The organism is bacterium, from assembly GCA_024742285.1.
In the GTDB taxonomy this organism is placed as follows: Bacteria; Myxococcota_A; UBA9160; order UBA9160; family UBA4427; genus UBA4427.
Genome location: JANSYR010000002.1, coordinates 481019 through 501825, shown reverse-complemented (window position 1 = coordinate 501825; position 20807 = coordinate 481019). Strand labels below are relative to the sequence as shown.

Annotated in this window: 19 protein-coding genes; 10 read left to right on the top strand and 9 right to left on the bottom strand. The window is 67.5% G+C overall.

Features of this window, described 5'->3' with window-relative positions:
* The first annotated feature begins 6 nt into the window (after positions 1–6).
* Positions 7–555: a hypothetical protein gene (locus NXI30_06020; GenBank protein MCR9093750.1), complete on the top strand. Its 549-nt coding sequence runs from the start codon at positions 7–9 to the stop codon at positions 553–555.
* A gap of 85 nt (positions 556–640) precedes the next feature.
* Here NXI30_06020 and NXI30_06015 read toward each other — a convergent pair whose 3' ends face one another.
* On the bottom strand, positions 641–1810 hold the full coding sequence (locus NXI30_06015) for an amidohydrolase (protein MCR9093749.1): 1170 nt from the start codon (positions 1808–1810) through the stop codon (positions 641–643).
* A 177-nt stretch (positions 1811–1987) separates the two neighbouring features.
* Between NXI30_06015 and NXI30_06010 the strand changes: the two genes are divergently transcribed.
* Both NXI30_06010 and NXI30_06005 read left to right on the top strand, forming a co-directional pair.
* Complete coding sequence (locus NXI30_06010) at positions 1988–2779, top strand: metal-dependent hydrolase (GenBank protein ID MCR9093748.1); 792 nt, start codon at positions 1988–1990, stop codon at positions 2777–2779.
* An 87-nt stretch (positions 2780–2866) separates the two neighbouring features.
* On the top strand, positions 2867–3640 hold the full coding sequence (locus NXI30_06005; protein MCR9093747.1) for an SDR family oxidoreductase: 774 nt from the start codon (positions 2867–2869) through the stop codon (positions 3638–3640).
* An 18-nt stretch (positions 3641–3658) separates the two neighbouring features.
* Here NXI30_06005 and NXI30_06000 read toward each other — a convergent pair whose 3' ends face one another.
* From NXI30_06000 to NXI30_05990, 3 genes are read right to left on the bottom strand one after another with little or no spacing between them, the layout of a single operon-like run.
* Complete coding sequence (locus NXI30_06000) at positions 3659–4429, bottom strand: hypothetical protein (GenBank protein ID MCR9093746.1); 771 nt, start codon at positions 4427–4429, stop codon at positions 3659–3661.
* Between the two features lie 33 nt (positions 4430–4462).
* A complete protein-coding gene (locus NXI30_05995; GenBank protein MCR9093745.1) occupies positions 4463–5632 on the bottom strand; it encodes an acyl-CoA/acyl-ACP dehydrogenase in 1170 nt (389 codons plus the stop codon).
* A gap of 14 nt (positions 5633–5646) precedes the next feature.
* On the bottom strand, positions 5647–6852 hold the full coding sequence (locus NXI30_05990) for an acyl-CoA dehydrogenase family protein (protein ID MCR9093744.1): 1206 nt from the start codon (positions 6850–6852) through the stop codon (positions 5647–5649).
* Positions 6853–6997: 145 nt separating this feature from the next.
* Here NXI30_05990 and NXI30_05985 point away from each other — a divergent pair, with 145 nt between their 5' ends.
* Together NXI30_05985 and NXI30_05980 are read left to right on the top strand one after the other, a co-directional pair.
* Positions 6998–7591 (top strand): pyridoxal 5'-phosphate synthase, encoded by a 594-nt coding sequence (locus NXI30_05985; protein MCR9093743.1) that lies wholly within the window; start codon positions 6998–7000, stop codon positions 7589–7591.
* Positions 7592–7785: 194 nt separating this feature from the next.
* Positions 7786–8910, top strand: a complete 1125-nt coding sequence (locus NXI30_05980) for a GGDEF domain-containing protein (GenBank protein ID MCR9093742.1) — start codon at positions 7786–7788, stop codon at positions 8908–8910.
* A 51-nt stretch (positions 8911–8961) separates the two neighbouring features.
* Here the strand turns inward: NXI30_05980 and NXI30_05975 are convergent, their stop codons facing one another.
* Together NXI30_05975 and NXI30_05970 are read right to left on the bottom strand one after the other, a co-directional pair.
* Positions 8962–9912 carry a haloalkane dehalogenase gene (locus NXI30_05975; protein MCR9093741.1) on the bottom strand — a complete coding sequence of 317 codons (951 nt, stop codon included), beginning with the start codon at positions 9910–9912 and terminating at the stop codon, positions 8962–8964.
* Positions 9909–10775, bottom strand: coding sequence for an LLM class F420-dependent oxidoreductase (locus tag NXI30_05970; GenBank protein MCR9093740.1), 867 nt, complete (start codon positions 10773–10775; stop codon positions 9909–9911). Before NXI30_05970 ends, NXI30_05975 begins: the two co-directional genes overlap by 4 nt.
* A gap of 345 nt (positions 10776–11120) precedes the next feature.
* Here NXI30_05970 and NXI30_05965 point away from each other — a divergent pair, with 345 nt between their 5' ends.
* The gene (locus NXI30_05965; GenBank protein ID MCR9093739.1) at positions 11121–12788 is read left to right on the top strand and encodes a DUF4382 domain-containing protein; all 1668 of its coding nucleotides are present in this window, start codon (positions 11121–11123) and stop codon (positions 12786–12788) included.
* Here NXI30_05965 and NXI30_05960 read toward each other — a convergent pair.
* The 3 genes from NXI30_05960 to NXI30_05950 form a co-directional block, all read right to left on the bottom strand.
* Positions 12785–13387 (bottom strand): carboxymuconolactone decarboxylase family protein, encoded by a 603-nt coding sequence (locus NXI30_05960; protein MCR9093738.1) that lies wholly within the window; start codon positions 13385–13387, stop codon positions 12785–12787. The genes NXI30_05965 and NXI30_05960 overlap by 4 nt on opposite strands.
* A 37-nt stretch (positions 13388–13424) precedes the next feature.
* Positions 13425–14624 (bottom strand): DegT/DnrJ/EryC1/StrS aminotransferase family protein, encoded by a 1200-nt coding sequence (locus NXI30_05955; GenBank protein ID MCR9093737.1) that lies wholly within the window; start codon positions 14622–14624, stop codon positions 13425–13427.
* Between the two features lie 124 nt (positions 14625–14748).
* Entirely contained in the window at positions 14749–16044 is a 1296-nt protein-coding gene (locus tag NXI30_05950) for a deoxyribodipyrimidine photolyase (GenBank protein ID MCR9093736.1), read from the bottom strand.
* Between the two features lie 203 nt (positions 16045–16247).
* Here NXI30_05950 and NXI30_05945 point away from each other — a divergent pair, with 203 nt between their 5' ends.
* The 4 genes from NXI30_05945 to NXI30_05930 all read left to right on the top strand — a co-directional run bounded on the left by NXI30_05945 (position 16248) and on the right by NXI30_05930 (position 20711).
* The gene (locus NXI30_05945) at positions 16248–16382 is read left to right on the top strand and encodes a hypothetical protein (GenBank protein MCR9093735.1); all 135 of its coding nucleotides are present in this window, start codon (positions 16248–16250) and stop codon (positions 16380–16382) included.
* Positions 16383–17395: 1013 nt separating this feature from the next.
* Positions 17396–19486 carry an FtsK/SpoIIIE domain-containing protein gene (locus tag NXI30_05940; GenBank protein MCR9093734.1) on the top strand — a complete coding sequence of 697 codons (2091 nt, stop codon included), beginning with the start codon at positions 17396–17398 and terminating at the stop codon, positions 19484–19486.
* A 268-nt stretch (positions 19487–19754) separates the two neighbouring features.
* Entirely contained in the window at positions 19755–20381 is a 627-nt protein-coding gene (locus NXI30_05935) for a hypothetical protein (GenBank protein MCR9093733.1), read from the top strand.
* Between the two features lie 120 nt (positions 20382–20501).
* A complete protein-coding gene (locus tag NXI30_05930) occupies positions 20502–20711 on the top strand; it encodes a helix-turn-helix domain-containing protein (protein ID MCR9093732.1) in 210 nt (69 codons plus the stop codon).
* The last annotated feature ends 96 nt before the right edge of the window (positions 20712–20807 follow it).

The following is a 20807-nucleotide window of genomic DNA, read 5'->3' as shown; positions in this document are numbered from 1 at the left end:
AATCGCATGAGCGACGGACCGATGGACAAGCTCGAGGACTTCGACGACGTCTCGCTCTACGGGATCTCGCCGGAACGTCGGGAGACGCTCCTCGCCCGCCAGCACGAATGCGCGGTCAACTGGACGACCTCCGATGGCTGGCCCGTCGGCGTGATGCACATCTACGTGTGGCGGGACGGCAGCTTCTGGGTGACCTGCATGCCCGAGCGCAAGCGGGTACCGGCCCTTCGCGCCCGGCCCCGGAGCTCCGTGATCGTCGCCTTTCCGGGAGAGCAGACCGTCACGGCCAAGACCCTGGCCACGGTCCACGAGCACGGCTCCGAACACCACGCTTGGTTCTACCGCGCCCTCGCGAAGAAGGTGATGCCCGGGCAGCCGGACAACGTGCGCGCCCTGGGAGAGGAGGCGTGGATCGAGCGCCTCGACAGCCCCGGACGCGTCGTGATCCAGCTCGTGCCCCGGAAGTGGATCAGCTTCGATGGTCGCAAGGTCGGGGCCCACGCGGCGGGCACGTGGCAGCCGGGCGAGCCCTGGATCGAGCCCGACGACGACTGATCCAGGATCCATGCAAGAGGGCCCCGCCTCTGGAGAGACGGGGCCCTGCTCCGCACGAAGCGTTCGGCCTGAGAGGTCGGCGTCGCTAGATCTCTACGTTGTAGAGCCGCGCCGGCGTGTCCTGGAGGACCTTCCGCACGACGTCCTCGGCCACGCCGTCGAAGACGTCCTCGACGTAGTCGCGCGGATGGACGGCCGTGCTGTTCGGGCTCGGGTACTGGCTCGTGGGATGCGGGTAATCCGTCTCCCACATCAGGTTGTCCGGGAACTCCGAGATCGCCTCACCGATGCCGTTGCGCTCGAACCAGAACGAGCCGTAGACCTGGCGCTTGAAGTACTCGCTCGGGAGCAGGTCGTACTCCGGATGCTCCTTGCGGACCTGGCCGTTCACGAACTGCCAGTCGAACATCTCGAGCACGCACTTCAGCCATCCGACGCCGCTCTCGACCGAGACGAAGTCGAGGTCGGGGAAGCGGGCGCAGACGCCGCCGAAGAGGAGCGCGGCCAGGCAGCTCTGGTTGTCGAGGAGCGCCAGCGCGCCGCCGCGGGAGAAGTTCGCCTTGACGCCCATCTCCGACTTGTCCTGTGCGATGTCGCTGATGTCGCCCGAGCCGATGTGGAAGCTGATCGGGAGGCCGGCGTCACGGGTCGCGGCCCAGACCGGATCCCAGTGCTTGTGGGCGAGCGGCGGCATCCCGAAGGTCTCCGGCCGGCTGCCGAAGAGGACCGCGCGATGGCCCTTGGAAGCCGAGCGCTCGATCTCCTTCACGCAGAGGTCGACGTCCCAGAACGGAAGCGCCATCACCGGGAGGAGTCGGTTGAGATCCGCGCTCGACCAGTCGACCAGGAAGTCGTTGTAGGCCTGCACGCATTCGAGCATGAGCTCGGGCTCGCCGAGGCGCAGGAAGCCACCGGAACCGAAGCCGCCCAGGTTCGGGTAGAGGACCATCGCGTGGATCTGCTCTTCGTCCATCAGCTTGAGCCGCGCGTCGGCGTCGTAGGAAGCCGCCGGAATCGAGTCGTATCCGAGCGGAGCGTTCGGGTACGTGTCGTCGTGGCCGGCGAAGGTGTAGAAGCCGGGGCCGCCGGCGGGCTCGTCGCCGATGAACCAGACGTCGCGACCTTCGATCTGGCGGATGTGGGGAATCTTGTTGCCCCACTTGCTCGCCACGCGGTCGGTCCAGACGCCGGCGGGCTCGGTGATGTGGGTATCGACGTCGATCACCTTGTACTTGTCGAAGTGGCGGTCGCTCATGGGTGTATCTCCTGATCGAAAACGAATGGCGCGGCGGCTCGAGGGCCGAACTCGCCGATTCCGGGTCCTCGGAATCTAAGGTACGAACGGGTCGGTAGCCACGTGGACGGAACCTCACCGACGGCGTGTCCGGACGCCCTCCTCTACACTCTTATATCTGGAAGAGAGGAATGCTCCATGCGCGCGCGCCTTCCGCGAATCGACTTCTCCACCGCAGACGGCCTCTGGATCCCGCGATGGCCGGAGATGGCCCACCGCCTGAACGGCGCGTCGCTCTTCCTGCCCTATCTCGAGCCCTACCTGATCCGGATCATGAAGCAGGCCCGCCCGATCCTCGAGGAGAAGGCTCCGGCGCTCCTCGCGGACGTCGACATCTTCAACCGCCAGGAAGCGAACCACTACAAGGTCCACGCGGCCTACAACCGGGTCCTCTTCGAGCAGTACCCCGGACTCGAGGCCTTCGACGCGGAGATCAAGGCGGATTTCGAGCGCTTCCTCGTGGAAGAGACCCTCGAGTGGAACCTCGCGTACTGCGAGGGCTTCGAGTGCTCGGGGCTGATCTCGTCGGAGTTCTTCCTGCAGGAGATCGACGACGCCCTCGAAGGGGCCGACCCCGCCGTCCGAGAGCTCTGGTCCTGGCACCTCGCCGAGGAGTTCGAGCACCGGAACGTGACCCACGACGTGCTCGACGCGGTCGCGCCGGGCTGGCTCCACCGGCTCCGCGGCTTCCGCGCCTTCGGTGCCCATCTCCAGAGCTTCACGGAGCGGGTCCGGGACCACCTGATGGAGATCGACCGCCAGCGCGGTCGCGTCTCCGACGAGACCCTCGCCGCGAGCAAGCCCTTCAACCGGCGCGAGGCCCGCTTCTACGCCCCGCGGATCGCGAAGATCCTGATGCCCTGGTATTCGCCGCATCCGCGACCGACCCAGGCCCCGACCCGACAGGTGCTCGACGGCTACGCCGACTGAATCGGCGGCGAACGCCCCTTCGCGGTCGGCTCTTTGGCGGGGTACGGTGCCTCGACGTTGCCAATCGGCCAGGAGGAGGAACGACGCATGAAGATCGACTACACGGGCAAGGCGATCGCCGTGACGGGCGCCGGCGGTTCGATCGGGCGGGCGAGCGCGATCCTCTTCGCGTCCCTCGGCGGCTCCGTTCTGGCGACGGACCTCAACGAAGACGGGCTCCGCGAGACCACCGACGAGATCGAGAAGAGCGGCGGAACGGTCGCCTCCCTCGTCTGCGACGTGACCGATCCCGACCAGGCCGCGAGCATCGTGCGGACGACCTGCGACCGCTTCGGCGGGATCGACGTGCTCTACAACAACGCCGGCGGGTCCTTTCCGACGCCGATGGAAGAGATCGACCGCAAGGAGCACACGCGACTCCGAGCGCTCAACTTCGACGCGGTCTACCACGCGACCATGGAGGCACTCCCGATCATGGTCGAGCGAGGCGGAGGCGTGATCCTGTCCACGACGAGCGGCGCGGGCGCAGGGGCCGTGAAGGGGCTCGCCACCTACGGCGCGGCGAAGGCCGGCGTGAACAGCTTCATGCGGAGCGTCGCCATCGAGTACGGCCCGCGCGGCATCCGGGCGAACGCAATCGCGCCCTCCGCCGCCGCCGGCGGCATGCTCGCCTGGCTCCGCACCCTCCCCGGCGGCGTCGAGGGCTTCGCCGCGAAGCAACCGATGGGACGCCTCGGCACCCCCGAAGACATCGCGAACGTCGCCGTGTTCCTGGCCTCGGACTACGCCCGCTTCGTGAATGGGGTGGTGCTTCCGGTGGACGGCGGGATCGAGGCGATGCTGGCCGTTCCGGCGGAGTAGACCCGCCGGCGCGCCACGTCAGAGCGAGAGCGGGCGTTCGAGGTGCTCCGCGTAGACGAAGTCCCGATGCTCCAGCAGGATCGGATCGAGCGCCTTCTCAGTCGCGTCGTCGAGGGTCCCGAAGGCCGTGCGCATCGCGTCGGGCATCGGACAGTCCTCGGGCGGGAGAGGCTGGACGAGGGCCATGAAGGTCGCGCTGTAGACATCGAGGGCGGTCAGCCGATCCCCGAGGTAGTAACGGCGCCCCGCGTCGCGCTCAGCCTTCAGACGGCGCGCGAAGAGCTCGAGCAGCTCGGCCGCGCGCGCCGAGTACGACGACGCCTCGTCGGCGCGGTAGCCGTACTTGCCCGCTAGGTATTTCGCGACCGGGGCCGGGAATCCCCCACCACCGGTCATGCCTTCGTGGATGCCCTGGAGCCGACGGACCCAGCCGAGCCCCTGCTCCCCGCAGAGCTCCTGACAGAGGCCGAGCATCTCCGCGCGTGCCACGGGATCGGTCGGGACGAGCGACGGCGCGGGTGCCAATCGCTCCGCGAGGAGCAGGATCTCGAGCCAACCGGATCGCGGGGCCTCGTCGTCGAGAAAGGCGACCGGACCGCTTCGTTCTCCCGACCATTCGGCCATCGCATCGCTCGCCTGATCCAGGCGGACGGCCTTCCACGGGATCCCCTTCACGTGCAGGATCCCCTTCGCCGCCTCGCCCCAGGGACTCGGGACCGCGGACACCACGATCATGCGGAGACCGGAGGCTTGGCGGGCTTCTTCGAAGTCGACGTAGTCGACGGGCATGACTCTTCCTCTCGCGGCGAGGGTTGGGCGTGGTCAGCCGATCGGGCCGATCAGCGTCTCCGCCAGCTTCTTGCGCTGGTGCACCCCGTCGCCGAACAGGACCTGGTTGTGCAGGCTGCGCTTGAAATAGATGTGGACGTCGCACTCCCAGGTGAAGCCGATGCCGCCGTGGAGCTGGACCGATCGATCCGAGATGAAGGCGCCGGCGTCCGAGGCCGCGCTCTTCGCCATCCGCGCGGCGGTCTCCGCCTCCTCGGAGCCGCGATCGATCTCGCACGCCGCGTGGTAGAGGAGCGACTTCGCGCGATCGATCTCGACCATCGCATCGACCAACGGATGCTTCACGGCCTGGAAGAACCCGATCTGCCGATCGAACTGGGTCCGCTGCCGCGCGTACTCGACCGTCGTCTGGAGCTGCCACTCGCTCGTCCCGCAGAGATCCGCCGTCACGAGGACGAGCAGTCCGGGCCAGGCCTTGCGAAGCGCACCGAGCGCTTCCCTCGACACGACCGCGTCGCCGCCCACGCGCACACCGTCGAAGCGGAGCGTCGCCTGGTCACGCGTGAGATCGTGGATGTGGTCCGCGTCGATCGTGAGTCCCGCCGCGCCCGCCTCGACGGCGCACAGGACCACGTCGCCCCCGAGCCGAGCCGAGGCGATCAGGACGTCGGCCTTGAACGCGTCCTGGACGAAGCAGGCCATCCCGTCGAGTACGATCGTATCGCCGTCCTCTCGCGCTTCGAGCGCAGGGGCATCCGGATCCCAGCTCCCCCGCTCGCCGGTGATCGCGAGGGACGCCGTCGCGCCCTGCGCGATCCTTTCGAGGATCGTCCTGGCGACGGGCCCGCCTGCTTCGCGGAGTACGAGACTCGCGGAGAGGGTCGGGATCAGCGGCGACGGGAGCGCGTGCCGTCCGACCTCTTCGACGACGCCCGCGATCCCCACGAGCGAGATCCCCGCGCCGCCCTCTTCTTCGCCGACGGCGAGCCCGGTCCAACCGAGCTCGACGATCTCCTTCCAGAGCGCCTCGTCCCAGCGCGCTCGCTCGCCTTCGTCATAGATCGGCTCGGGCGCCTCTGCGACGAGTCGACGTAGGGTCTCCACGGGCAGCTGCTCGTCGAGGAACTTGCGCGCGAGGTCGCGCAGCATCGCTTCGTCCTCTCCGAACCCGAAATCCTTGGGTGCCGCGTTCTTCTCGGCCATCTCGTCCCCCTCGCCTACTTCGACTTCGGCAGGCCGAGCACGCGCTCGCCCAGGATGTTGCGCTGGATCTCGTTCGTGCCGGCTGCGATCGTGTGACCGTACGAGTTCATGTAGGCGAGCGGCCAGTAGCCCTTGCTCGGAGCGCGCTCGTCGAGCTTGTAGAGCGTCGACTTCGCCCCCGCGATGTCGACGCCGACGCGCGCGTTATCCTGGACGAACTCGCTCGACGTGAGTTTCTGCTGGAGCGGCAATCGCATCGGGTGGTCGCAGAGCGCCTCGACCCGCGCGCGCCGACCGTTCTGGCGCATGCCTTCCGCCACGATGGCGCGCTGCATGATCGCGTCCCGCGTGACCGGATCGTCCGCTGCGCACTCGCCGTCGCGCCAGGTGTCACGCGCGAGCTCGATCAGCCGCTGGGTCGGGTGAACGCTCTCGCCGCCGCCGGACCCGGCGCTCTCTGCCGCCCCGCGCTCGTAGGTCAGCGTCGTCATCGCGACGGTCCAGCCCTTGCCGACGTCGTCGAGCCGATAGGCGTCGGGCACCCGCGCGTCCTCGAAGAAGACCTCGTTGAACCCGGCCTCCCCGGTAATCTTGACCAGCGGCCGGACGGTCACGCCGTCGTGACCCTCGATCGGGCAGAGGAAGTAGGTGAGCCCGTCGTACTTGTGGTCCTTGCTGGTTCGCGTGATCAGGATCATCCACTTCGCGAAGTGACCGAGACTCGTCCAGACCTTGTGACCGTTCACGATCCAGTCGTCGCCGTCCGGGACCGCGCTCGTCTGCTGGTTCGCCATGTCGGAGCCGGCGCCCGGCTCGGAGAAGCCCTGACACCAGATCTCGTCCCCGGAGAGACAGCCCGGAATGAACTTCTCCTTCTGCGCTTCCGTCCCGTGGACCAGGATCGTCGGCGCGGCCATGTTCAGGCCGACGATGTTGATCAGGAAGGGCACCTTCGCCCGGCCCAGCTCCATGTTCGCGATCCGCTGGAATCCCTCGTGCCCCCCGCCGCCGTACTCGGTCGGGTAGTCGGCGCCGACGAGGCCCGCGTCGTAGCACTTGCGCTGCCAGGCCTGGAGGTAGTCGCGCTGGCCGACGGTCATGACTTCGATCGCCGTGATGGGCAGGCGCTCGGGGGGCGGCGGCGGCGCGTTCTCTGCCAGCCAGCGACGGGCGTATTCCTGGAACTCCTGCTGCTCCGGGGTCAGGACGGCTTTGCTCACGATGGACTCCTCCGCTTCGACTCGGTCCCGCGCGAGACTACGACAGGAGAGCGACGACCGCGCGAGAACCCGGGTCCGCCGCCCATTGACCGTCTTCGATGGATGACCGACCACTTGGGGCCCGAACCAGGCATGGAGAAGCCCCATGAGCGCGGTGTCCAGGACGTATTCCGAGGCGATCGAGCGCATTCGTGACGCGATCGAGCGAGCGAGCGCCACGGGGCGCCGGAACATGAACGCGATGAGTCTGGCGACGGTCGACGGAACGGGCTCGCCGTCGGTTCGCCACGTGCTCCTCAAGTCGATCGACGACGAGGGCCTGCGTTTCTTCACCGACGCGCGAAGCGAGAAGGCGCAGAACCTGGCCGGTAATCCTCGCGCGAGCGTCTGCTTCTACTGGGAGCCGATCGAGGAGCAGGCCCGGGTCGACGGCACCGTCGTTCGGCTGAGCGACGAAGAGGTCGCGGCGGACTTCGCGGCACGCCCTCGGGCGGGCCAGATCATGATCCAGGTCTCGGCCCAGTCGCAGCCGCTCGACTCTCCGGAGTCCCTCCGCGCAGCGAGGGATGCGGCGGAAGCCCGTCTACCGGACCCGATCCCCTGCCCGTCCGACTGGATCGGCTTCCGGCTCGAACCGGACCGGGTCGAGCACTGGCAGGGCAGCCGAGACCGGGTCCATACCCGAACCGTCGTCGCCCGCGTCGAAGGGGCCTGGAGCGAAACACTGCTCCAGCCGTGATCAGCCCATTCCCCCACGACCCCATAGGGGGGACTCCGTATTTGTGCCCGGGTGAACCAATTCCTGGCGGATCCGCTTCAACTCGTCTCGGATCGCGGTCGATGCTGGCAGTCAGGGGTTCTCTCGATCGACGGGACGACACGCCTGGGCCCCTCCACGTATCGCCGTGGCCCCATCCAATCGACCGACTCCGCTTGACCCACGCATCCCAAGACTACGACCGGATTCCGCCGGAGCACGCCCAGGCATTCCGCGGCTACATGCTCAAGCAGGCCGCGCCGCGTACGCGCCTCGGCATGGCGGTGGCGGCGGCCGTCTTCGGCATGGCGACCCTGGGTGACATTCGATCGATGCCGGCCGAGGTCCTCGCCTGGTCAGCCCCGGTTCGGATCGGCGTCGTGGTCCCCGCGCTCTTGCTGTTGGCCTGGATCGCCTCCGATGAGCGAAGACTGAAGTGGCACCTGCCGGTCGCCTTCATCGGCTGCGCGATCACGGGACTGACGATCGCCGGAATCGTGATCCATCTCCAGCTCCTCGGTCACGGCTGGACGATCCACCGAGCGGTCCTCCTGAGCTTCGGCGTCTACGTCCTGAGCGGCCTGCGGATCCAGTACAGCACCGCCATCGGCGCGCTACTGGCGCTTTCCCTCGGCGCAAGCGAGCTCGTCCTCGGAGAAGCCGCTCCGAAGGTGGTCCGCGGGCTGATCTCGCTCGTCGGAGCCAATCTGCTCGGGTTCGCCGCGGCGAGGGAGATCGAACGTTCGATGCGAACGAGCTTCCTGAGCCAGCTGCGTCTGAGCGAGCAGGCCCAACGCGATCCGCTCACCGGCCTACGCAACCGTCGACATCTCGACGAACATCTCGCGCGCGTCCACCGACTGGCGACGCGCGGAGAGCTCTCGATCGCCGTCGCGATGATCGACGTCGACGAGTTCAAGCGCTTCAACGACGCCCTGGGACACGTGGCCGGTGACGCGTGCCTTCGTGACGTCGCCGGCGCCCTCGAGCATTGCGCGCAGCGCCCCGTCGATCTCGTTGCGCGCTACGGAGGCGAGGAGTTCCTGGTCGTCTGGTACGACGTCGATCCGGAATCGCTCGAAGGACTGGCGGAGCGTTGTCGAGACGCGGTTGCAAGCCTCCGGATCCCGCACCCCGATTCCCGAGTGGACACCCACGTCACGGTCAGCGTCGGCGCCGTCGCGGCGCCTGCGAACCGTTGCTCTCCCGAAACGCTGGTGGAGCGCGCGGACGCGGCACTCTACGAGGCCAAGCAGCGAGGGCGAGACACCGTCGTCGCTCGCCGGCTCGACGAAGACTGAGCCGCTCCCCTCGTCTCGCAGCAGCGGAGCCGCTCGGTCGCTTCGCGGGGTTCAGGCCTTCGCCGCGTATAGGATCGTCTCGACGAGCGCGTCCGGCTCGTCCTCCTGGATGAAGTGCGTCCCCTCCGAGAAGACCCGGTGGGGACGCCCCTGAGCGCCGGGAACGTGTTCCTGGAAGACCGCGTCGAAATGGCCGAGGACCGGATCCGCCTTGCCATAGGCCGTCACGAACGGCTTCTCCCAGCGATCGAGCACATTCCAGGCCGACTCGAAGAGCGCCATCGCTTCCGGCGTGAGATTCGCGAGGGCGGGAAAGACGAGCACGCCCGCCTGGTAGCGCGCGTCCGGGAAGGGCGCGTCGTAGGCGGCGACCTCGGCGTCCGACATCCGAGCCATCGCGCCGGACGGGATCCCGACGAGTCCTTCGCGCAGGGATCGACCGACCGCCATTTCCGTTCGCTCCGCGATCCAGCCCTGCCAACGGGCGAAGGCGGTCGGATCGGGCGAGTTCGCCGAAGCGGCCATCATCCGTTCGAATCGAGGCGCATCCGGCAACCCGGCGTTCGCCGCGACGATCGCGCGAAAACGCGACGACTCGTGAAGCACCGCCGTGAAGCCGATCAGGCTGCCCCAGTCCTGCCCGAAGAAGGTGCAGTCCCGAAGGTCGAGCGCGGAGATGAGCGCCCGGAGCCAGCCGACGTGGCGCGCGACGGTGTAGTCCGTCTTCTCGGTCGGCTTGTCGCTCCGTCCGAAGCCGATCTGATCGGGAACGAGCACCCGATGACCCGCCGCGACGAGTCCGGGGATCATCTTCCGATAGAGGTACGACCAGGTGGGCTCGCCGTGGAGGAGCATCACCGGCGGTCCGTCCGCGGGCCCCTCGTCGAGGTAGTGCATCCGGAGCGTGCCGCCCTCGGTGTCGTCGACCTCGACGTAGTGCGGCTCGAAGGGGTAGCCCGGGAGGTTCGCGAAGCGTTCGTCGGGCGTTCGAAGGGCCTTCACTTGAGCTTCGCCAGCACGTTCTCGCCGAAGGCCTGGATGCTCTCGATCGGGTTGCCCTTCACGATCGCCGGAACCGGCACGACGAGGCGCCCGACGCCCAACTCGGCGAACTGCTCGACGTCGCTCAGATCCTCGGGGTTCGGGAACCACATCGAGGTGACCTCGATCTCGGAGGCGGTCCGTCCCTCCTTCGCGCAGGCCTCCTCGAGCTGCCCCATGAGCGGCGCGAGCTGCTTGGGACTCCCGGTCGGCGCGAACCAGCCGTTGCCGAAGCGGGCCACGCGCTCGAATGCCTTGCCCTTGGTCCCGCCGATCACGACCGGGAAGGGATCCTGGACCGGCGTCGGGTTGCTCTTGAATCCCGTCCAGTGGAGGAACTCGCTCTCGTGTTCGACGACGTCGCCGGTCCAGACCTTCCGCATCGCCTGCACGTAGTCGTCGAAGCGCGCACCGCGTCGCTCGAACGGCGTCCCGCAGGCCTCGAACTCCTCGCGGAGCCAGCCGATCCCGACCCCGAGCTCGAAGCGACCACCCGATACGAAGTCGAGACTGGCCGCCTGCTTCGCCACGTAGAGCGGATTCGCCTGGGAGAGGATGTTCACGCCGGTCCCCAGCCGAATGGTCGTCGTCTGCGCGGCGATCGCCGTGAGCGCGATCAGCGGGTCGACGAAGTTCGCGTCGGGGTCGACGCCCATCTTGCCGTCCGCGCTGTAGGGGTACTTCGACGCGTAGTCGACCGGGATGATCACGTGCTCGAAGGTCCAGATCGACTCGAAGCCGACCTGCTCGGCCAGCTTGGCCAACCCGATCATCATCTCGCCGTTCGGGGCCCCGATGTTCGCGGGAATGAGTCCGATCTTCATGTCTTCTTCTCCGGGTGGGTGGAACCGCAAGCGCCACTTCGACGTACGACGGTCGGTCGAGCGCGCGGGGCCGACCGGCGGCCGATCATCTATTGGCACAAGCTATGCCATTGACGGCTGCGTACAATCGAGCTCGTCTAGACCGCCAGTTCCACATCAAGAATCGCGACGGGCCCTGCCGGCGCACGCTCTCGCCGAGCCGGGTCGCATCGTTCCCCTCGCTCGCCGAATCCCGCCGCCCCGCGTCGACGGGGCTCCACGCGTGCCTGATCCCTGCCGGCCGGCATTCTTTCCTATAATGGAAGAGCACGCGCTGCTCCCGCTGAATGATCACGAGGTCCCCCCATGCTGCTGCCCGCCTTCGAACGCCTTCTGCCGCGAGGGGCGACGTTCCTCGCCGTTGCCCTCCTCGCCCTCTCGCTCGGCTGCGCCGACGGCGGCGGCGGCTCCTCCTCGACCTCGACTGCGGCGGCCGTCGGCGGCGAAGGCGCCGTCGCGATCCTCCTGACGGATGCGCCGGCCGACCCGAGCCTCTTCTCCGAGATCAACCTGACGGTCGTCCGAATGGAGCTTCGCGGCGAAGACGGCGCCCGCGAAGTGCTCTACGAGGGAGACGGTCAGCCGATCGACCTGCTGGAGCTTCGCACGCACTCGCTCCCCCTCGGCCTCCACCGGACGGTTCCCGCCGGCCGCTACTGCCGCCTCCGCCTCGAGGTCGCCCGGATCGAGCTGGTCTTCACCAACGGCGAACGGGTCGACGCCGAGCGCCCCGGGAACAGTGGGCGGATCGAGGTCGTTCCAGGCGGCTGCATCGAGATCGAAGACGGCGAGCTCGCCTACCTCCAGCTCGACATCGACGCAGGCCGCTCGATCCACATCGTCGAAGCGCCGCCCGGCTCGGAACGATTCCTCTTCCGCCCGGTCATCCACGCGGATCTCGTGAGTGCCGCGTTCGAAGAGAAGGTCGTCCGTGTCGAGGGCACCGTTGCGGAGGTCGACGCCGAGGAGAACGAGATCCTCGTCTGCGATGCCGTCTCCGTCGCCGAGACCGTCGAGCTGCCCGCCCAGCGCGGCTGCGTTACGGCCCGCCTCGACGAAGACAGCGCCTTCTTCGACAACGTCGAGAGCGAAGGCCGCCCGCGCGCCCTCGACGATCTCTTCGACGAATTCTGGGTCGGCGAGTCCGTCACGCTCGTGGGACTCGTCGACGACACGCTGCCGGCCGTTCCCGTGGTCCGCGTCCCGCCCGGCCAGCGCCCGCCGCGCGGCGCATGCCGGATCTGGTTCCTCGGCCGGCCGCCCGGTCTCCAGCCACGCCCCACGAGCTGCGACGTCGAACCCGAAGAGATTCCCGCAGCGGCCGTTCTCATCGACGACGCCGGCCGCCCCGTCATCGATCGCCAGGGCCTCCTGACCGTCGACGCCTTCGTCGTGCAGCTCGGCGAGGCCCTCCGCCTCTCGGGCGTGGTCGACGCACCGCCGACGGTCGACGTCCTCCCGATCCTGCTGGATCCCGATCAGGCGGTCAGCGCTCTCGACCCGATCGACGTCGCGCTCCAGAGCGCACCGCCTGGTGGCAACGGCACGCGGATCCTCACGACGACCGGCGCGCCGCTCGCACTCGAGGACGTCTTCGAGGGCGACCCGCTGACCGTCGACGGGGTGCTCGTGCTGGACGATCCCGACTTCATCCGCGGGGCACTCGTCCTCGTCGACGTCGAGCGCGCCGGCGAGCTGCTCGTGACCGGCGAGGTGGTCAAGGTCCTGGACGACGGCTTCGAGCTCGACCTCGATGTGAATCCGTGTCGATCCGGGCGACCGCTCGCGGTGACGACGGACGAGAACACGCGCGCGCTGTCGGTGACGATCACCGAGGAAGGCAGCGAGACCGCCGTGACCGATGGCGTCGTGGTGGGCGATGAAGCGTCGGTGACCGGCCTGTGCGACGACACGGGGCTGATCGCGAACATCGTGCTCGTGATCGACGATCAGCGCGAAACCGGAACGCCCTAGGCGAGCGAATCGTCGGGCAACGGATCGAAGCCCGGCTCGAGCGCCACCCCCGACGCGTTCACGACCATCGAAAGCATCGTGTACTCCCCCACCACGAAGAGCACCTCGACGAGCTGCTTCTCGGAGTAGACGCCCGCGAGCTTCGCCCACACCTCGTCCGACACGTTCTGGGTCGTGTGGAGCTCGTCGGCCGCCTCGAGCAGGGCCCGCTGGATGTCGGACCAGCCCTCCGCGTTCGGCCCGGCAGGAATCCGCGCGATCTCCCCGTCGGAGAGCCCCGCATCGCGCGCGTAGTCGACGTGGTGCCCCCACTCGAACTCGCTCCGGCAGTTCCACGCGACGCGGAGCGCGAGCAGCTCCGACTCCCGGCGCGGGAGACTCCCCTTGAACGCGATGACGTTGGCGAAGTCGAGGAAGGGCTCGACCAGGTCCGGGTGGTGGACCACGGTGTTCAGCATGCCGGGGGGCGATTTCCGCTCGGCGCCGTCGGGATCCGGGGTCGCTCGTTCGGCGTCGTCGACATGGACGCGGCCGATGCTCGCGAGCTTCGCCAGGATCTTCGGACTCCACTCGCTCATGTCGAGAGGACGGATTCGCATCAGGAAGCCTCCTTCGTCGCTCGGCGGGATCGCGTCGCTAGCCGAGGGTCTGTTCGAGCACGTCGAGGACGTAGTCGATGTCGTCGTCGGTCAGCCCCTGGTGCGTGGGCAGCATGAGCGCGTACTCCATCACCCGATCCGCGTTCGGGTAGCCGTCCTCGGGGTCGCGGCGTTCGATCTCCGAGAAGCCGGGCTGGCGGGTGATGTTTCCGCTCCAGACGACCCGAGTGGGGACGCCCTGCTTCTCGAGGAGCTCCTGCGTCTCGCCGCGTGACAGCTTCGAATCGGGGCGGACCATGTAGGGGTAGAGCATCCACGTGGTCTCGACGCCAGGCGTCGTCGTGGGGCGGATGAAGCGGTCCTCGTGTTCCAGGAACCACTCGTCATAGCGCTCGAAGTTGGCCCGACGACGCCGATTGAACGCGTCGAGCTTCTCGAGCTGGACGCGCCCGAAGGCCGCCGCCAGCTCGGTCGGCTCGAAGTTCCACACGAGCGGCTCCTCGAAGACGAAGATGTTGTCGTAGGCGAGCCCGTCGACGGTCGCACTGAACCGATCGCTCTGGCCGCGCTTGCTTCCGAAGAGATACCGCTCCGACCGGCGCCCCCAGCGTCGCTTCACGAGACAGCGATCGAGGAGGTCCGGATCGTCGAGGCCGACCAGCCCTCCTCCGCCCGCCGCCGTGATCGAGTGCGTCACGGCGAAGCTCGTCACGCCGAGATCGGCGCGGGTCCCCGTCGGCGTGCCGCGAAGCCGCGTGTCGCCCAGGACGTCACAGGTATCTTCGACGACCTTGAGACCGTGGCGATCCGCGATGTCCCGGATCACGTCCCAGTCGGGGCAGTTGCCGATCAGGTTCGGCGTCAGGATCGCCTTCGTCCTCGGCCCGACCCGCTCCTCGATCTTCGTCACGTCGATCTGGTAGCCCGTCTCGTCGACGTCGACGAAGACGGGGATGACGCCCGCGCGGACCATGGGGGCGATGTCCGCCGAGAAGGTCAGGACGGACGTGATGATCTCGTCGCCGGGCTCGAGATCGAGGAGGTCGAGGGCCAGGTAGAGCGCCGACGTGCCCGAGTTCACCATCACGCCGTGCTTCTTCGCCATCAACGACGCGACCGCGGCCTCGAAGGCCTCGACGTTCTCTCCGATCTGCAGGTGGCTCGATCGGAGCAGGTCGGTCACCGCCTCGATTTCACGTTCGTCGTGGTAGCTGCCAGGGGGCGAGATCGTTCGCACGGTCGATTCTCCGAGGCGCCTGGCCGGAGGCGGCGCCCTGAACGAGGAGCGGGTCGACCAAGCATGACGAATGGGCCTGGCCACGGCACCCCCGGCCCCCGACTCGCGCGCGATCCGGGGCTCGCTAGAGCCCGAGGTCCTGCTGCGGACCACTCGACCTCGGCGGTGTGATCTTCTTCCTCCAGGCGCTGAACGACCCGATGGAGCCGGCGTGCGGGGCCACCAGCCACGGCCACGGGTATTCCTGCGCGATCTCGAGTCGCGTCGCCAGGAATCGCCAGCCGGGTACGGGCGCATGGGTGGCGGCCAGCGGGCGCCCCGCCAGGACCCGCGCGGGATCCCCGACGTGGAGCGCGACGGAACGATGCTCCGCCAGCTCGGCGAGCCCCTCCACGAGAAAGACGAGGCGCTTTCGCGAGAGCCGCCATCTCGCGAGACGCCCGCGATCGAAGACGAAGACGACCGGGAGCTCCGGATGGGCCGCGAGCGCCGGATCCGCGTGCCCGAGCGACTCGGCCGTCAGCCAGACGGCCTCGGGCTCGCCTCGATCGACGACCGCCGACGGCCCGGCTCCGCTCCTCGCGTCGCGCACGCGACCCAGCCCCGGGGCCGGCATCGCCGCATGGACCGGAGCCTCGACATTCGGCGCCCCTTCGATCGGACAGTCGCCGTTCCGCGGACAATCGCGGCACCAATCCGGTGCCTGCCGCTCGACCTGACCGCGCTCGAACGTGTAGAGGCGCCCCGTCTGCGCCCCGGCCGTCCATTGCCAGCCGAGTCGGTTCGCCGCCCGGGAGCCGTCGAGCAGATGCTGGAAGAAGCGATCCTCGCCGTCGCGCCACCCGCCCTGCCCGCGCACGCTCCAATGGGACGCGACCCACATCCGCGAAGCGTTCGGGATCCAGCCGTCGCGGTGGAGCTCGTCGCGCAGGCGTTCGATGCACGCCATCCCGGCCGACGCCCGCGCCCCCATCCGTCCCGCCCCGCGCTCGACCGCGGCGAAACGCAGCGAACGCCCACTCGCGCGACCGATCCTCGCGTAGAGGTGGCGCGCGTACTCCTGCCAGAGCAGCTCGCTCCGGAACTTCGCCACATCGCGCGGCGGCCCGCCTTCGACGGCGCCCCACACTCGCGTCAGCGGGAGGTATCCGTGCCGGATCCACGGCGAGAGACCGGACGCACCGCGCGCCTGCGCCGGCTCGACGACGTTGCGCTTCGAGGCGTAGCCCCCGACGTCGAATCGCTCGAGGGCTTCGTCCGCGGCTGCCTGGCCGCCCCGAAAACGAGGCGACGCCGCCGCGTCGTCGCCCATCAGCCCGTGCAGGTGCCGATCGACCCACTCGGCGATCGCGTCGGGCGCGCGTGTGGGCGCTTCGAGCGGTCCGGAATCGACGTTCACTGACTCGGCGGTCCGCGGCATTCGAGAACCCTAGCCGCTCGTGATCGCGGTGGAGACGCGCTTCACCGAGGACGATCCCGTGACTGCCGTCGCTCCCCTCGCTGACGCCTCGTCGCACCCTGGCACGGAGGACTGGATGCCGCTATCACCTCCCCCCGGCGCCGCTGCGCCGCCTGAGCGGCAGCCTCGACTCGCTGATCGAGTCCCCGCCCTGGGTCCGCGTGGTGATCGGCCTCTTCCTCGGGATCTTCGTCCGCACCCTGCTCGGCCGCTTCGCCGGCCTCGCGATCATGATGATCCTGGACGTCGACGGCGTGCCCGACATGAGCCGGACGGCGGTCAACGTGATGGGGACCTGACGGCGTGCGTGGTCGTTGCGAGGCGCAGCGACGAAGACCCGGCCGGCTGATCGACCCCCCATGTGGCCGGACTCGCTGTTCGTCCGCAGTGTTTTGGGTGAGACATCGCTGACACCTGATTCCATTCGCCTTTCCAGCGCCCCCGACACGACTCGAACCTCCGATGCACCACCTAGGAAGCCAAGGGATCGGAGTGTGGGGAGTCCTCGGGCGCTGCTTGGCGCACTGACCATGCCATGTGGGGCAGGGCCTGGTCGCAGTGGGCCTTGAATAGGCACCCGAACGATCCCAACGATTGCTTCCCGCGATCCCGCGTACCCGCGATCGCTCCGACTCACAGCGGAGGACACCGTAGGTCTCGAATCCATGATTTCCCCACCGCTTCTGGGCACACCAAGATGCTCGGCATCCTCAACAGCCGTCGATGTCGTTCGCATTGATCATCATCGCCCGAACGCGGATCAGCACCTGTCCCGCGAACGACTTCGGACGGTCGACCTCGTCGAGTTCCAGCGCCTGTGTCGGGCGTGCGTAGCCTTGGCTTCTCCAGATGCTCTTCGATTCCTCCTTGGGGATCGGAGAGACATCCGAAGCCGACCTGGCGTCCGACCGCCGGCCCGCACGAGTTCACGATCGGCTCGAACACGGCCTTCGCATACCGCCCGAAAGACCTTCGAATCATGATCGTGGTCGGCAGGTCGCTCGTCCCCCGACGCTCGTCGTTTGGAACGTTGGGCGGAATGATCCAAGACGACCACCTCCCCACCACCTTCGGCACTCCATTCGCGCCGGACTCAATTGCTGACCCCATCCGAAAGCGATGATCGGAAGCGTGGTCTTGGCGACTCGCGAATCTATTCCCCCCCCGACTCGACCTGCTTACCCAAGCGCATCGGCAAGATTCGACCGATCAGTCCAAATCCAGTGGACTCGTCGCGGTTGGGTAGTAGCGCTAGTTTCGCTACGGCCTCTTCGGTGCCCCCGCCCTGCACGACAACCTGATACCGAGTGCGATGATCTCCAAGATATTCATCAGCTATCGCCGCGAGGACGCCGGGCACGCCGGCCGTCTCTACGATCGACTGGTCGACTATCTAGGAGACGCCGAGCGAGTCTTCATGGATGTGGACGCGACGATCCCCCCAGGCGTCGACTTTCTTGACGTCGTCGAACAGGCGGTCGCTCAATCTGAACTGATGCTCGTCGTTATCGGGCCACGCTGGGAAGGTCGGTCTCGCGACTCTCCCCACCGGCGCATTGACGACGCCACCGACTACGTCCGCATCGAGATCGAGCGCGGCTTGGAGTCGAACATCACAGTCCTTCCCGTTCTCGTGGGAGGTACCCAGATGCCGAGGCGCTCCGACCTGCCCAGTTCGCTCTGGCCGATGTCGTCGATCCAATGCGCCGAGCTGAGGCACGTGAGCTTCGGGACGGACGCGGACCAACTGCTCCGCCGGCTCGAGGAACTCGGGTCAATGGGGCCTGCACACACCTCACAGGCAAGCGACGTCCCGCCGTCGCCATGGAACCTCGAGACATCCAGCGCCAAACGTGCGGACTCGACCCAATCGCCAGTTCGCAAACCCCTACTGCTCCGCGCCCAAAGCGCCTTCGCCGCGGCTCGCGATGCCTGGCTGGGCAGAGAAGCTGAGCGACTACGTAGTAACCGAGACTCCGGAGCGGCAGACATCGCACTTGCACCGGGCGTGAATGACTCACTTTCCATCTTCGCCGACCCGCATCCGGAACGATCCTACGACCGAGACTCGCTCCTGATGAACTCCAAGATCATCGAAAAGAAGCTTGCGGACTTCGCTATCGCCGGCCGTGTCGTCCGAGTCCACCCGAGCTCGGTCTTCACCATGTATGAGTATGAGCCCGCCGCAGGCGTCAAGGTCAACAAGGTCGCAACTTACCGAAGCGATCTTGCTCTCGCTCTTCGAGCGCCGGCCATCGAAATCCTCGCGCCACTACCAGGCAAGGCAGTTGTGGGCATCCGCCTTCCGAACGACGAGCGCGAAGATATTCATCTCCGAGAAATCCTGGAATCGAAGTCGTTCGCAAACGTGGAATCCAAGCTCAGCATTGCGATTGGACAGGACACCATTGGAGTCACTCAGAGCCTTGACCTCGCCGAGCTGCCCGGCCTCTTGGTTGCCGGGGCGACGGGCACGGGCAAATCGACCCTCCTCCACGCAGTCCTCTGCACATTGCTTTGCCGATGTGCGCCTGACGAGCTTGGGCTCGTCCTTCTCGACCCGCTCGGATTGGACCTCGGCGTCTATCAAGAGGCGCCCCACGTTGTTGGAGACGTCGTTCGACATCCAGAGGAGGCTCTCGGTGCCCTGGGGTGGGTTGTCTCCGAGATAGAAGAACGGCAGTCCAGGCTGAGGGACGCTGGCGTCGGAGGGCTGGGCGAGTTCAACCGCGCACTCAGATCCAGCCGAGCATCTCGTGGTGCGGCCGCTCACAGCGTAAAGGGCGACCCGATGCCGTTCTTGGTCGTAGTGATCTCTGAGCTGACTCCGATCGTCGCGAAGTCCAAGCGCACTGCGGAGGAGCTGTTGCCGCAGATCGCACAGATGGGGAGAGAGGTCGGCATCCATCTACTTCTTTTCACTCAGTCGACACGCACGACAGTTCTGACCGACGCAATCCGTTCGAGCTTTCCAGCCAGAGCGTGTTTTCACGTGGCGTCGAGAAAAGACTCCAGAACAGTCCTGGACCAGAACGGCGCAGAGGAACTACTCCCGTTCGGCGACCTCTTGCTTCGGAAGCCGGGTGCGGCATCTCTCCAACGCGTACTCACGCCGCTCGTCACCTCGGCGCAAGCGCGGTCGCTGGTCGATCTCTTGAGAGTCCGCCCGACGCTAGAGGTCGCGCTCGGCCCGGACGAGGAACACACTGACGAAGACTACGTCCGCGCCGTCGAGTTCGCTTCACGCCGGGAGACGATTACCAACGGAGCACTTCAACGCGAGCTCGGAATCGGCAACAACAGAGCTTCGAGGATCTTACGCGAGATGGAAGCTAATGGCCTCGTCGGGCCGACGCGGGGCTCGCGGGGGCGGCTTGTGACGATTCACAGCCCCGAGCGTTGATCGCTGCCAAGCAGACCCGTCGTTGCCTGGGCGCCCGAGGATCCGCTCGTGCACCCAACCCGCACGTCTGCCTCCGCGGCAAACGTGCAGCCCGAGGTGATCGCGGATCAACTCGGGCTGGCGCCCCCGGCAGGACTCGAACCTGCGACGCACGGTTTAGGAATCCGGTCCAAGCCATGAGCGCAGATTGGGCGCGATGGGTAGCCGTTGAACTTGTTCGGATTTCCTGATCCGCCGACTGGGCCAGTTTGGGTATCGTTGGGTCCGGATGGCGGAGTTCGCAGACGACTCGCAGACTGACTCAGGCGATGCCGACCGGCGCTCGGCACCGCTCTCGCTGGACCCGCCCAGCTCGAGACCGGGCTCCGAAGAGGCCCGAACCGAGCAGATCGAGAGGCTGCGAACGCGCGTCGACGAGCTCCTCAACGACCTCACCTTCGAAGATCCCGACGCGGCTGCGGACGAGCTGCGCGCGCTGACCGTCGAGCATCGAGACCTCGAGGCGCTTGCAGAAGCACTCGCCCTCGCGGCACATTGGTTGCCGCGCGGCGAGGCCGTGGAGCGGCGGGATGAGGCCTTCCGCCGTGCGCGCCAGGCACCAACGACCGCGGAGGCGGCGCGAATCGCCGGAGTCGCCAGGGGCGATGTCGCGGGTGGCCGTCCACCGAAGGACTCCTGCGCAGTAATCGAGTTCTACCTGAGTCAGATGGGTGAGCTCCAGCGGCTGACCGACCGCCGGCGCCGACGCTTGACGCCGCGTGAAGCGATCGAATCGACGACACGGGAGTTCGGGTTCGCAAGCACCGACGCCTGCATCGCCTACCTCAAGGTGCACCGACCTAAGGCGGGGGAGCCCGGCTTCTTCAGCCTTCCCGCGCGGACCTCCGGTACCTAGGGTCTGCGTCGCCTGCGCTCGTTCGGGCAGGCATGTATCCCCGCACGTTGTCTGCCCGGGTGATCGCCGTCGCTCTCACGCATAGTGCCCTCGTCGCAGCTAGCGAGGAGGACACCAGCGATGGAAAAGCTACTCAGGGCCAACGAGGTCGCCGAGCTACTCGGATCGAGCACCTGGCGCGTCTATGAGCTCGCACGCCTCGGGCAGATCCCGTCGGTGCGCTTCGGGCGAACCGTTCGCTTCTCCGAGTCCGAGCTCGAGAAGTGGATTCGAGAGGGTGGCCCGACGGCCGATCCGACGCACAGCCAGTCTCGATCGACGGTTGGCTGAGATCGGTCGCGCGTGGAGTCGGCGACCCGATCACCTCTCGAAACGCTCGCGCTGAGCGACTCGCTCGACGATCGGGTCGGGGCGATCCACGACCTC

Bases quoted from the DNA above. Each gene is read 5' to 3' on its own strand.
- NXI30_05935 (MCR9093733.1), top strand. From the start codon at position 19,755: ATGGCGGAGTTCGCAGACGACTCGCAGACTGACTCAGGCGATGCCGAC.
- NXI30_05965 (MCR9093739.1), top strand. From the start codon at position 11,121: ATGCTGCTGCCCGCCTTCGAACGCCTTCTGCCGCGAGGGGCGACGTTC.
- NXI30_05985 (MCR9093743.1), top strand. From the start codon at position 6,998: ATGAGCGCGGTGTCCAGGACGTATTCCGAGGCGATCGAGCGCATTCGT.
- NXI30_05930 (MCR9093732.1), top strand. From the start codon at position 20,502: ATGGAAAAGCTACTCAGGGCCAACGAGGTCGCCGAGCTACTCGGATCG.
- NXI30_05960 (MCR9093738.1), bottom strand. From the start codon at position 13,387: ATGCGAATCCGTCCTCTCGACATGAGCGAGTGGAGTCCGAAGATCCTG.
- NXI30_06000 (MCR9093746.1), bottom strand. From the start codon at position 4,429: ATGCCCGTCGACTACGTCGACTTCGAAGAAGCCCGCCAAGCCTCCGGT.
- NXI30_06010 (MCR9093748.1), top strand. From the start codon at position 1,988: ATGCGCGCGCGCCTTCCGCGAATCGACTTCTCCACCGCAGACGGCCTC.
- NXI30_05950 (MCR9093736.1), bottom strand. From the start codon at position 16,044: ATGCCGCGGACCGCCGAGTCAGTGAACGTCGATTCCGGACCGCTCGAA.
- NXI30_06005 (MCR9093747.1), top strand. From the start codon at position 2,867: ATGAAGATCGACTACACGGGCAAGGCGATCGCCGTGACGGGCGCCGGC.
- NXI30_06020 (MCR9093750.1), top strand. From the start codon at position 7: ATGAGCGACGGACCGATGGACAAGCTCGAGGACTTCGACGACGTCTCG.
- NXI30_05995 (MCR9093745.1), bottom strand. From the start codon at position 5,632: ATGGCCGAGAAGAACGCGGCACCCAAGGATTTCGGGTTCGGAGAGGAC.
- NXI30_06015 (MCR9093749.1), bottom strand. From the start codon at position 1,810: ATGAGCGACCGCCACTTCGACAAGTACAAGGTGATCGACGTCGATACC.
- NXI30_05970 (MCR9093740.1), bottom strand. From the start codon at position 10,775: ATGAAGATCGGACTCATTCCCGCGAACATCGGGGCCCCGAACGGCGAG.
- NXI30_05940 (MCR9093734.1), top strand. From the start codon at position 17,396: ATGATCTCCAAGATATTCATCAGCTATCGCCGCGAGGACGCCGGGCAC.